Annotated in this window: 12 protein-coding genes; 7 read left to right on the forward strand and 5 right to left on the reverse strand. The window is 58.0% G+C overall.

The window, feature by feature from the left end; translation table 11 throughout:
- Nucleotides 1-75: 75 nt before the first annotated feature.
- Together N5D22_RS14470 and N5D22_RS14475 are read left to right on the forward strand one after the other, a co-directional pair.
- Complete coding sequence (locus N5D22_RS14470) at nt 76-366, forward strand: YggT family protein (protein WP_003523487.1); 291 nt, start codon at nt 76-78, stop codon at nt 364-366.
- Nucleotides 363-674 (forward strand): DUF167 domain-containing protein, encoded by a 312-nt coding sequence (locus tag N5D22_RS14475; RefSeq protein WP_279656640.1) that lies wholly within the window; start codon nt 363-365, stop codon nt 672-674. The genes N5D22_RS14470 and N5D22_RS14475 overlap by 4 nt, the downstream gene beginning before the upstream one ends.
- Nucleotide 675: 1 nt before the next feature.
- Here the strand turns inward: N5D22_RS14475 and ppa are convergent, their stop codons facing one another.
- The 4 genes from ppa to N5D22_RS14495 all read right to left on the reverse strand — a co-directional run bounded on the left by ppa (nt 676) and on the right by N5D22_RS14495 (nt 6,121).
- Nucleotides 676-1,209 carry an inorganic diphosphatase gene (gene ppa / locus N5D22_RS14480; protein ID WP_003523485.1) on the reverse strand — a complete coding sequence of 178 codons (534 nt, stop codon included), beginning with the start codon at nt 1,207-1,209 and terminating at the stop codon, nt 676-678.
- Between the two features lie 157 nt (nt 1,210-1,366).
- The gene (locus tag N5D22_RS14485; protein WP_279656639.1) at nt 1,367-1,873 is read right to left on the reverse strand and encodes a GNAT family N-acetyltransferase; all 507 of its coding nucleotides are present in this window, start codon (nt 1,871-1,873) and stop codon (nt 1,367-1,369) included.
- A 213-nt stretch (nt 1,874-2,086) separates the two neighbouring features.
- On the reverse strand, nt 2,087-3,910 hold the full coding sequence (typA, locus tag N5D22_RS14490) for a translational GTPase TypA (protein ID WP_279656638.1): 1,824 nt from the start codon (nt 3,908-3,910) through the stop codon (nt 2,087-2,089).
- Between the two features lie 150 nt (nt 3,911-4,060).
- Nucleotides 4,061-6,121 carry a M3 family metallopeptidase gene (locus tag N5D22_RS14495; protein WP_279656637.1) on the reverse strand — a complete coding sequence of 687 codons (2,061 nt, stop codon included), beginning with the start codon at nt 6,119-6,121 and terminating at the stop codon, nt 4,061-4,063.
- A gap of 243 nt (nt 6,122-6,364) precedes the next feature.
- Here N5D22_RS14495 and N5D22_RS14500 point away from each other — a divergent pair, with 243 nt between their 5' ends.
- The 3 genes from N5D22_RS14500 (at nt 6,365) to N5D22_RS14510 (ending at nt 8,516) form a co-directional block, all read left to right on the forward strand.
- Nucleotides 6,365-6,721 carry a hypothetical protein gene (locus N5D22_RS14500; protein WP_279656636.1) on the forward strand — a complete coding sequence of 119 codons (357 nt, stop codon included), beginning with the start codon at nt 6,365-6,367 and terminating at the stop codon, nt 6,719-6,721.
- A gap of 133 nt (nt 6,722-6,854) precedes the next feature.
- Nucleotides 6,855-7,313 carry a MarR family winged helix-turn-helix transcriptional regulator gene (locus N5D22_RS14505; protein ID WP_279656635.1) on the forward strand — a complete coding sequence of 153 codons (459 nt, stop codon included), beginning with the start codon at nt 6,855-6,857 and terminating at the stop codon, nt 7,311-7,313.
- 6 nt (nt 7,314-7,319) lie between these two features.
- Nucleotides 7,320-8,516: a multidrug effflux MFS transporter gene (locus N5D22_RS14510; protein WP_279656633.1), complete on the forward strand. Its 1,197-nt coding sequence runs from the start codon at nt 7,320-7,322 to the stop codon at nt 8,514-8,516.
- A gap of 53 nt (nt 8,517-8,569) precedes the next feature.
- On the opposite strand, the gene N5D22_RS14515 is transcribed toward N5D22_RS14510, so the two are convergent.
- Complete coding sequence (locus N5D22_RS14515) at nt 8,570-9,793, reverse strand: argininosuccinate synthase (RefSeq protein ID WP_279656632.1); 1,224 nt, start codon at nt 9,791-9,793, stop codon at nt 8,570-8,572.
- 314 nt (nt 9,794-10,107) lie between these two features.
- On the opposite strand from N5D22_RS14515, the gene N5D22_RS14520 reads away from it, so the two are divergent.
- Both N5D22_RS14520 and N5D22_RS14525 read left to right on the forward strand, forming a co-directional pair.
- The gene (locus N5D22_RS14520) at nt 10,108-10,962 is read left to right on the forward strand and encodes an SDR family NAD(P)-dependent oxidoreductase (RefSeq protein ID WP_279656631.1); all 855 of its coding nucleotides are present in this window, start codon (nt 10,108-10,110) and stop codon (nt 10,960-10,962) included.
- Nucleotides 10,963-11,093: 131 nt separating this feature from the next.
- A complete protein-coding gene (locus N5D22_RS14525; protein WP_279656630.1) occupies nt 11,094-11,741 on the forward strand; it encodes a LysE family translocator in 648 nt (215 codons plus the stop codon).
- The last annotated feature ends 34 nt before the right edge of the window (nt 11,742-11,775 follow it).

Below are 11,775 nucleotides of genomic sequence, written 5' to 3' on the forward strand. Positions count from 1 at the left end.
AGCCATATTGGCGCAACACTTGCCGGTTCACGAGTCAATGTCTAAATGTCTTGCAACCAAGATACGGAGATATTGATGCTTGCCCTGTTTCAGACCATCGATCTGGCCTTGAACCTCTACACCTGGGTGCTGATCGCCAGCGCCATTTTTTCCTGGCTTTACGCCTTCAACGTCATCAATTCCCGCAACCAGTTCGTGAACGCCATCGGCAGCTTTCTGTTCAATGTCACGGAACCGGTTCTGCGCCCAATCCGCCGCATCCTGCCCAATCTCGGCGGTATCGACATCTCCCCGATCATCGTGCTGCTGATCATCTTCTTCATCCGCTCCTTCATGTGGAACACGCTTTACCCGATGGTCGCTTGAGCGGCTGCTGGCAGAAGCACAATGATCACATCCGCCTGTCCGTCCGCCTCACACCGAATGGCGGGCGGGACGCCATTGACGGCGTGGAGCAGGATGCGGAAGGAAACGCGCATCTGAAAGTCCGCGTCAGCGCCGTGCCGGAAGGCGGCAAGGCAAACAAGGCGCTCATTGTTTTGCTGGCGAAAAAAATCGGAATACCCAAATCGTCCATCAGCTTCGTTTCAGGCGAAACGGCGCGCAAAAAAATCCTCCGGATCGATGTCGAACCGGAGGATTTCGAAGAGCTGTTTAAAAAGCTCGAAAACTAGATCAGCCCTGCGCCTTGTAGCGCTCGATGGCTTCGACGATCAGCTTCTTGGCGACGTCGACATCCTGCCAGCCGCCCATCTTCACCCACTTGCCGGGCTCCAGATCCTTGTAGTGCTCGAAGAAGTGCTCGATCTGCTTCAGCGTGATTTCCGGCAGGTCGGTATAGTTGTGGACCTTGTCGTAACGGCGCGTCAGCTTCGGAACCGGCACGGCGAGGATCTTCTCGTCCTTGCCGCCGTCATCTTCCATGATCATCACGCCGATGGGGCGGACATTGATCACGCAGCCCGGAACCAGCGGGCGGGTGTTACAGATGAGAACATCGATCGGGTCGCCATCGTCGGACAGGGTGTGCGGCACGAAGCCATAGTTACCCGGATAGGTCATCGGCGTGTAGAGGAAGCGATCGACGATCAGCGCACCGGCATCCTTGTCCATTTCGTACTTGATCGGGTGTCCACCGACCGGCACTTCAACGATGACATTCACGTCATCCGGCGGATTCTTGCCTACGGAAATTGCATCGATACGCATTCGCTTCCCTCATTCGACGGGTTGGATTTGGTTTTCGATACTGGGAAAGTCGCCGCATTGCAACATGGCTTTGGGCGGATAAGGCAGAATGAGCGATTTGGGATCATAGCGACGACACATCGCCCGGCGCAAAATCAAAATGACGGAAAATTCCCCGTCAGTTCCAGACAAAACCGACCTTGCGCAGCGACTTGCCGTCGAAATCTTCCATGCCCTCGGCAATATCCCGGCCGCCATGTGAGCGGAAAAACCGGTTGGCCACATCGCTGTCCTCAAGGCACCAGACAACGATGCCGTTACAACCGAGCGAGGTCAGCAGCCTGCGCGCCTCCGTGAACAGCAGCGAGCCAAGGCCGATACCCTGATATTCGGGGCGGAGATAAAGTTCGTAGATTTCACCGTCATGGGGCAACCCACGCGCCCGGCTGAGACCCAGCGTCGCATATCCGGCGACCACACCGGCAACCTCGATGACCAGCATGGTTGCCGAGCCTTTAGTCGCCTTTTTCCACCAGACTTCTCCACGACGCTCGAGCATCTGCGTCAACGGCCGATGCGGGATAAGCCCCGCATAGGCCTGTTGCCACGACAGACGGTGCGCCTCGGAGATGGCGCGCGCATCATGCGGCTCGGCACGGCGAACATCGATGGATAACGTTTTCATAACGCGATTCTGGCCCCGGCCACGGAAACTTGCCAGTCATAAAGGTTAACGCCGGCAGGCTTACCCACAGCCTATTCATGTGGACGACCAGGAAAAATTAACGCATCCTTAACCTTTGGCACAAGCGCCTTTCGACTCATGCACACATAAAAACGAATGCATAAAAAAACCCGGCGCAGGGCCGGGTTTTTCAAAAACATCGGATCGAGTCGATCAGCTGGCGGCAAGCTTTGCCTTTTCGAAGCGCTTGCGGTCATTCGGATCGAGGTAGAGCTTGCGAAGACGGATCGACTTCGGCGTGACTTCAACGAGCTCATCGTCCTGGATCCAGGAGAGCGCGCGCTCCAGCGTGAACTTGATCGGCGGGGTGAGCTTCACGGCTTCATCCTTGCCGGCGGCACGGATGTTGGTGAGCTTCTTGCCCTTCAGCACGTTCACGTCGAGGTCGTTGTCACGGCTGTGAATGCCGATGATCATGCCCGCATATACCTTCTCGCCGGCATCAATGATCATCGGGCCGCGATCTTCAAGGTTGAACAGGGCATAGGCAACTGCTTCGCCAGATTCGTTTGACAGCAGAACGCCGTTGACGCGGCCGCCGATCTCGCCCTTGTAAGGCTGGTAGTCGTGGAACAGGCGGTTCATCACGGCAGTACCGCGCGTATCGGTCAGAAGTTCCGACTGGTAACCGATAAGGCCACGGGTCGGCGCGAAGAACACCAGACGGACGCGATTGCCGCCAGAAGGACGAAGCTCGACCATTTCGGCTTTGCGCTCGGACATCTTCTGGACGACGACGCCGGAATGTTCCTCATCAACGTCGATCACGACTTCTTCGACCGGCTCCATCAGCTGGCCGTTTTCATCCTTATGCATGACAACGCGCGGACGCGACACGGCAAGTTCGAAGCCTTCGCGGCGCATGTTTTCGATCAGAACCGCCAGCTGCAATTCGCCGCGGCCAGACACGAAGAACGAATCCTTGTCGGCGGATTCTTCGATCTTCAGCGCAACGTTGCCTTCGGCTTCCTTGAGCAGACGGTCGCGAATGACGCGGCTCGTGACCTTGTCGCCTTCGGTGCCGGCGAGCGGCGAATCGTTAACGATGAAGGACATGGTGACAGTCGGCGGGTCGATCGGCTGCGCCTGCATCGGCTCCATGACGGCAGGATCACAGAAAGTATCGGCGACAGTGCCCTTGGAGAGGCCGGCAATGGCGACGATATCGCCCGCATGGGCTTCTTCGATGGAGGTGCGCTCAATGCCGCGGAAAGCGAGAATCTTCGAGATACGACCGTTTTCGATCAGCTTGCCATCCTGGCCGAGAACCTTGACGGCCTGGTTCGGCTTGATCGAACCGGAAGCGATACGGCCGGTGATGATGCGGCCGAGGAAGTTGTTGGCTTCGAGGATCGTGCCGATCATGCGGAACGGGCCTTCTTCGACCTTGGGCTCCGGCACGTGCTTGACGACGAGATCGAGAAGCGGCGCAAGACCCTCATCGCTCGGGCCTTCCGGATTGACGTTCATCCAGCCGGAACGGCCGGAACCGTAAAGGATCGGGAAGTCGAGCTGTTCGTCGGTGGCGTCGAGAGCCGCGAAAAGATCAAAGACTTCGTTGACGACTTCCTCGTGGCGGGCGTCCGGACGGTCGATCTTGTTGATGGCGACGATCGGACGGAGACCAACCTTCAGCGCCTTGCCAACCACGAACTTGGTCTGCGGCATCGGGCCTTCGGCGGCATCGACCAGAACAATCGCGCCATCCACCATCGACAGGATACGCTCGACTTCACCGCCGAAATCGGCGTGGCCGGGGGTGTCGACGATGTTGATGCGGGTATCTTTCCATTCGATCGAGGTCGCCTTGGCGAGAATGGTGATGCCGCGCTCTTTTTCGATGTCGTTGGAATCCATCACGCGTTCCATCACGCGCTGGTTTTCGCGGAACGAACCGGATTGCTTCAGAAGCTCGTCAACAAGCGTCGTTTTTCCATGGTCAACGTGCGCGATGATCGCGATGTTGCGAAGTGCCATTGTTCAAAATCTCTGAGGTTGGGCGCTATATTGATGAGAAACGCCAATTTAGTTTGGCGCGCTCATAACCTTTTTTTTGCAAATGCGAAAGGGGGGCTCATGTCATAAGCCCCCTGCGCTCAGCTTCTAGCTTAGAATTATGACAGTCTCTTATAGGAGACCGCGCTTCGAAAGCATGGCATCCGGGCTCGGCATCTTGCCACGAAAGGCCAGATAAGCCTCCTCGGGATCGATGGAGCCGCCGACGGAATAGATATTGTCCTTCAGCCGGCGCGCCATATCGCCATTGAAGGCGTTGCCGGTTTCCTCGAATGCCGAGAAAGCATCTGCATCCAGCACTTCCGACCACATGTAGGAATAGTACCCGGCGGAATAACCGTCGCCGGAGAACACGTGCTGGAAATGCGGCGTCGCGTGGCGCATGACGATGGATTTCGGCATGTTGAGCGCGGAAAGCACCTCCCCCTGCACGGCCATCGGGTCAGCGACGCTGTCGCGGGTGTGAAACGCCATATCGACAATCGCCGAAGAAGTGAATTCCACCGTACTGAAACCGGCGTTGAAGGTCTGCGCAGCCAGAACCTTGTCCAGCAGCGCCTTCGGCATCGGCGCGCCGGTTTCATAGTGCAGGGCGTATTTTTCCAGTATCTCCGGCACCGTCAGCCAATGTTCGTAAAGCTGCGAGGGCAATTCGACGAAATCGCGCGAGACGCCCGTTCCCGAAACGGAAGGGTAAGTGACATCGGACAGCATGCCATGCAGCGCGTGGCCGAATTCATGGAACAGCGTGCGCGCATCATCGAGCGAAAGCAGCGCGGGCTTGCCCTCGGCCGGTTTGGCGAAATTGCAGACATTGTAGACGATCGGAATTTCACCGACCGTGCCGTTTTTCAGCGGCAGCTTGTGCTGCGACTGGAAGGAACTCATCCACGCGCCTGATCGTTTGGAGGGACGGGCGAAATAATCGCCGAGGAACATGGCCTTCAGATCGCCCTTGTCGTCGCGGATTTCAAAAACCCGCACATCGGGATGATAGGCGGCAACGCCCTTCACCTCCACGGCACGAATCCCGAACAGCCGCCCGGCCACATCGAAGCAGGCCTCTATGATCTTTTCCAGCTGCAGATAGGGCTTCAACTCCGCCTCGGAGAAGCTGAATTTCCGTGCCCGCAGCTTTTCGGCATAGTGCCGCCAGTCCCATGGCAGCACCTCGTGATTCCTGCCCTCCTCGGCAATGATGGCGGCAAGTTCGGTCTCTTCCTCGTCCGCGCGGCGCACGGCCTTTTCCCATACCTGTCCCAGAAGGCCGTTCACGGCATCGGGCGTCTTCGCCATCGTGTCATCAAGCTTGTAGGCGGCGAAATTGACGTAACCGAGAAGCTTTGCCTTTTCCTCGCGCAGTTCGAGCGTGCGGTGGACGATCTCGCGATTGTCGGTCTCGCCGCCATTTTCGCCGCGCGCCACCCAGGCCTTGAAGGCCTGCTCGCGCAGATCGCGACGTTCTGAGAAGGTCAGAAAAGGCTCGATGATGGAACGGGAAAGGGTGACGGCGAATTTGCCGTCCTCACCATGCTCACGGGCGGCGCCCGCCATGGCGTCGCGCAGAAAACCGGGAATACCGGCAAGTTCCTCCTCCGTGGAAAGCAGAAGCTTCCAGTTCTTTTCATCCGCCAGCACATTCTGCCCGAACTTGGCGCCGAGGCCGGCAAGCTCTTCATTGATCGCTGCCAGACGTTTCTGCTGTTCTTTCGGCAATTTGGCGCCCGAGCGCACGAAGCCCTTCCAGTGCCGTTCGAGAACGCGAATTTCCTCGCCCGTCAGCCCCAGCGTCTCGCGCTTTTCCCACAGCGCATCGATACGTTTGAACAGCGCCTCATTCATGCCGATCTTCGAATAATGCCGCGACATTTTCGGGGCTATTTCGCGCTCCAGCGCCTGAATCGCACCATTGGTATTGGCGCCTGCCTTGTTCCAGAAGAGCGCAGAAATACGCGAGAGATCATCTCCGGCGATCTCGAGTGCGGTTACGGTGTTTTCGAAACTCGGCGCCTGCGCATTGCCGGCAATCGCGTCGATCTCCCCTTCATGGGATAAAAGCGCCGCATCGAAAGCCGGAGCGAAATCCTCATCCTTGACCGCATCGAACTTCGGTAGACCGTTGTGACCGTTCCAGGTCACGAGTGCAGGATGGGGCCTGGTCTTGGATGGCATTTCATCTTCCTTGTATAATTCCCGTTTAAACCCATATGGGCACGCCTCCACCGCCAATTCAATGCCGGAATTTGGTGTGGAATACGCAACCGCCGTCACGATCAAGTATTGACCGAAACGATGACGGCATGATCTGTTTTCCTGAAATAATATCCCATGATGGAGATATGTATTATGGAGATTTATTCTTTAAGGGCTTCTAATAATTTCCTTTTCAGGGACAATTCCAGAAACGCGAGATCCGTGGGCAGCGCCGATTTCGGCAAGACCGACAAATCCGACGCGGGCGCAGGCTTCGAAGAGACGGTAAAACGCATCGACTTTACCCATATCAGTCCCCGCGAATTGCGGGAAATCGCCCGAGAATATTACGATTCGGGAAAGATCAGCCAGAACATCTTGGTTGAACTTTCATCTGAACTGCCGGCGCAGACGCTGACGGCCAATGGCGACGTGATCGACATCACCGATGTGACCGACGATACGGATTTCGACTTTATCGCCTATTTCTCCAATCGGGCCGAAATTGCCCGTTCCATCGGCACGGCAGACGAACTGGAAAAAATGCAGGACATCCTGTCTTTTTTTGCTTTAGTGTAACGATTACTGACTATGCTGGTGGGCATCCAGCAAGCGAACTGATGCATACTTTACTCGATTTTCGACAATATGATTTGTGTACCATTGATTATCGCCCGGAATTTAGTAAGGCTGACTTACGAAAAGGCGAAGCATGGGCACGAAACGCGAAAAAGACTCCCTGGCATTTCTGCTGAACAGCGGCGCACGCCTGCTGAACAGTGCATTTGAGCGCCGTATTTCTGAAGCAGGACTAGGCCTGACCCCCGGTGAAGCACGCGCATTGCTGACGGTAGCCGTCGTCGATGGCAGCAAACAGTCGGATATTGCCGCCCGTCTCGGCATCGAGCCGATGACGATCTGCGCCTATCTCGACAAGCTGCAATCCCTCGATCTCATCGAACGCCAGCAGGATCCGCAGGACAGGCGTTCCAAACGCATCGTGCTGACAAAGAACTCCGCCGACATGCTGGAGGCCGTCGGGCAGGAAATCGATGAACTCGTGCGCCACGCCACACAGGGTCTGAACGACGAAGAAGTGGCGCTCTTCCGCAGTTTCCTGCGGACGCTTCGCAATAATCTGCAGCCGGAACAGCCGGGCCAGAACGGCTGATACGCAATGCCGCCAGAAACGATCATGTCCAGAAAACGCACGGCCATACTCGGAGCGTTGCTGACGGCGCTGGCGCCAATTTCCATGGCGATCTACACACCGGCCATGCCGGAGCTGACACGGGTTTTCGCCACCACGGAATCCGCCGTAAAACTCAGCCTGTCGCTCTATTTTGCCGGTTTCGCCGTGGCGCAACTGCTCGCCGGGCCGGCATCCGATGCTTTCGGGCGGCGCAGGGCAAGCCTTGTCTTCCTTTCGATCTTTCTGGGCGGCGGGCTGCTGGCGATTTTCGCACCGACAATCGAAGTGCTGCTCTTCGCCCGGCTGGTTCAGGGCATCGGGGCCTCGGTTGGCATGACGGTGGCGCGCGCCGTGGTGCGGGACCAGTTTACCGGCCCTGATGCCTCCAGCATCATGAACCTCATCGGCATCATGCTGGCGGTTGGCCCGGCCATGGGTCCGACGATCGGCGGGCTTTCGCTTGCGGCTTTCGGCTGGAAGTCGGTATTTTTCCTCATGGCCGGCCTCGGGGCCGCCGCCATCTTCTCCGTCGCGGTTTTTCTGCGCGAAACGACGGTTCCGGACAGAAGTCTGATCCGCCCGCGCCGCCTCCTGTCGGCCTATAGGACATTGCTGACAGCGCCGCGTTTTCTTCTGGCCGCACTGGTGCTCGGCGGGTCCATCGGCGCGCTATATGCCCAGGCTACCATGCTGACCTTCATCCTCATCAACGAGGTCGGCATGACACCTACCGCTTTCGGTGTCGGCATGCTGATGCAGACCGGCGCCTATTTCTTCGGGTCCATCGTCCTGCGTTACATCGCACCGCGGCTGGGTGACCGTCATTCGGTCATGCTTGGCCTCTGTTTTTCTGGAACGGGCGGTCTGCTCATCCTTTTGTCGGTATTCCTGATACCGCCGTCCTTCCTCTCGATCATGGGACCCGTGGCGGTGGCGACAATCGGCATCGCCTTGCTGACGCCATCCATGGTAACGGCGGCGCTCGCGCCCTTCCCGCATATTGCCGGCTCGGCATCGGCGATGATGGGCTTCATCCAGATGGGATCGGGTTTTGCCGGCGGTGCGGCGGCCTCGCTTATCGGCTCACCCTTGATCGGCTTCGGCATCATCATCCCGGTGATGGAATTCACCGCGGTCGCCAGCTATGTCGGTTTCCGCATCGTCTCCAGACGGGAGACATAAAAAAACCGCCGGCGTTACCGCCGACGGTTTTGCCTATTTCCACAACAGCATGATTACTTGCTGAGGTTACGCTTTGCGAGCGTGCGCAGGCGCAGCGCATTGAGCTTGATGAAGCCAGCCGCATCCTTCTGGTCGTAAGCGCCGTGGTCGTCTTCGAAGGTCACCAGCGCGTCGGAATAGAGCGACTTGGCGCTCTCGCGGCCAGTCACCATGACATTGCCCTTGTAGAGCTTCAGCGTCACTTCGCCTTCCACATGTTCCTGGCTCTTGTCGATCAGCGCCTGCAGCATTTCGCGCTCTGGCGAGAACCAGAAGCCGTAATAGATGAGCTCGGCGTAACGCGGCATCAGCTCGTCCTTGAGGTGGGCTGCACCCCGGTCAAGCGTGATGGATTCGATGGCGCGATGCGCGGCAAGCAGGATGGTGCCGCCGGGCGTCTCGTAGACGCCGCGCGACTTCATGCCGACGAAGCGGTTCTCGACCAGATCGAGGCGGCCGATGCCATTTTCACGACCGTAATTGTTGAGCGTTGCAAGAAGCGTGGCGGGCGACATTTCAACGCCGTTGATGGAGCAGGCATCGCCTTTACGGAAACCGACCTTGATGACGGTCGCCTTATCCGGGGCCGCTTCCGGGGAAATGGTGCGCATGTGCACATACTCAGGCGCTTCCTGTGCCGGGTCTTCCAGAACCTTGCCCTCGGAAGACGAGTGCAGCAGGTTGGCGTCGACGGAGAAAGGCGCCTCGCCCTTCTTGTCCTTGGCGACCGGAATCTGGTGCTGTTCGGCGAAGTTCAGGAGGTCCGTACGGCTCTTGAACGTCCAGTCGCGCCAGGGAGCGATGATCTTGATATCAGGGTTCAGCGCATAGGCCGAAAGCTCGAAACGAACCTGATCGTTGCCCTTGCCGGTGGCGCCATGGGCGATGGCGTCGGCGCCGGTCTTCCTGGCGATCTCGATCAGGTGCTTGGAAATCAGCGGACGGGCAATCGACGTGCCGAGCAGATAGACGCCTTCATAAACGGCGTTGGCGCGGAACATCGGGAATACGAAATCACGCACGAATTCTTCGCGGACGTCCTCGATGAAGATTTCCTTGATGCCCAGCATCTCGGCCTTCTTGCGCGCCGGCTCGAGCTCTTCGCCCTGGCCAAGATCGGCGGTGAAGGTCACGACTTCAGCGCCGAGTTCCGTCTGAAGCCATTTCAGGATGATCGAGGTGTCGAGACCGCCGGAATAGGCGAGGACGACTTTCTTAACGTCTTTCGGAAGTGCCATAATGATGTCCATCTGCATGATGACGGCATTTGGACACCGCCATTTCCTTGGGATTTCGGCACTTTTACAGTGCAACCCGAAATGTGTGAAGCGCTTTTCCGTGAGATAAGCGACAAAACAATTGATGGGCGCGTATGACGCGGGTGGTGACCGGCCGCGCCGATGGGAACGAAGCAATTGTCACATGCATTTAGAAAATTCGCGCTTTATCATAAAGCGGCGCGATCGACTTGAAGACCGTGAATGAAGCCAGTGAGGTTCAGGCAACGTTGCAAACCGCTGGAAACAGCAGAAACGACGCGAAGGAGAAACCTATGACGACCATCCACCCCGCATTCAAGGAAGATAATGTCGCCGTCATCACCGGTGCGGCGTCCGGCATCGGACTTGCCGCCGCCCGCAAATTCGCCGGTTTCGGCATGAGCGTCGTGCTCGCCGATCTCGATGGCGACAAGCTCGCCGCAGCCCATGCGGATATTCTGACCGTCGCTAAGGACGGTGAGGCGCAGATCGTCGCCATCCCGACCGACGTATCGAAACTCGATGAGCTGGAGGCGCTGGAACGCGCCGTGATCCAGCGCTTCGGACGCGTTCACGTGCTGATGAACAATGCCGGCATCCAGCCGGGCAGCGCCATTTTCGGCCCGCAGGCCAATTGGGAAAAGGTCATCAATGTCAATCTGATGGGCGTGGTGAACGGCAGCCGCGTCTTCGGCCAGGGCATGATCGCCCATGGGGAGCCGGCGCTCATCATCAATACCGGCTCGAAACAGGGTATCACCACGCCTCCCGGCGATCCCGCCTATAATGTCTCGAAGGCCGGCGTCAAAACCTTCACGGAAGCGCTTCAGCATGAATTGCGCAATGTGCCGAACAGCTCGGTTTCGGCCCATCTGCTGATCCCCGGTTACGTCTTCACCGGCCTTACCGCCCATGGCAGGACGGAAAAGCCGGAGGGCGCATGGACCGGCGAACAGACCGTGGATTTCATGGTCGAAAGCATCGGCCGCGGCGATTTCTACATTCTCTGCCCGGATGGCGAGGTGGACCGCCCCACGGATGAGAAGCGCATTCTCTGGGCGGCCTATGACATCGTCCAGAACCGCCCGCCGCTGTCGCGCTGGCATACCGAATATTCTGCGGCCTTCTCCAGCTTCCTGAAAAACTGAACGTTCCGGGCCGCCGCGATGAGGCCATTGCGGCGGCTTCCACTGGGCCGCCGCCATTGGCGCTCAAAAATATTGGCAGAAACGCAAAACCACGTTAAGCAACGACAATCTCCAGTTTTTTGGGTGCCGCGATGGATTTCGTTCCAAATCTGCCAACATTGATCGCCTTCACCATCGCCATTCTGCTTCTGGCGGTGACGCCGGGGCCTGACATGACGCTGTGGATCAGCCGCTCGCTGCGCGAGGGCCGGGCGGCAGGGTTCATGACGCTTGTCGGAACCAATATCGGCATCACCGTCCACACGATGCTCGTCGCTTTCGGCGTCGCCGCCCTCATCGTCGCCTCACCGACAGCCTTCTTGATCCTGAAGACTGGCGGAGCAGCCTATCTGGTCTGGCTCGCCATTCAGGCGATCCGCAAGGGCTCGGATTTCGTGATGGTGAAAAGCACCGGCGAGAAGGCGCAACCCTCGCTGAAATCGGCCTTGTTGAACGGCATCTGGGTCAACCTGCTGAACCCGAAGATCATCATCTTTTTCATGACCTTCCTGCCGCAATTCGTCAGCGCGTCCGATCCGCATGTGACAGGCAAGCTGATCTTCCTCGGCATCTGGTCGATCATCGTCGCGCTGCCGATCGGCATCGGCATCGTGATTGCCGCAGATGTCCTCTCCGCCTGGCTGCAACGCAACCGGAAAATTCTGCGCGGGCTGGATTATACGATCGCCGGCGTCTTTTCGCTCTTCGCCGTCAAGATTTTCTTCACACAGACGCGCTGAAGGCAAAAAAAGGCGCCGGGAGGCGCCTTTCCTG

The organism is Agrobacterium sp. GD03872 (assembly GCF_029840625.1).
Classification (GTDB): domain Bacteria; phylum Pseudomonadota; class Alphaproteobacteria; order Rhizobiales; family Rhizobiaceae; genus Agrobacterium; species Agrobacterium fabrum_A.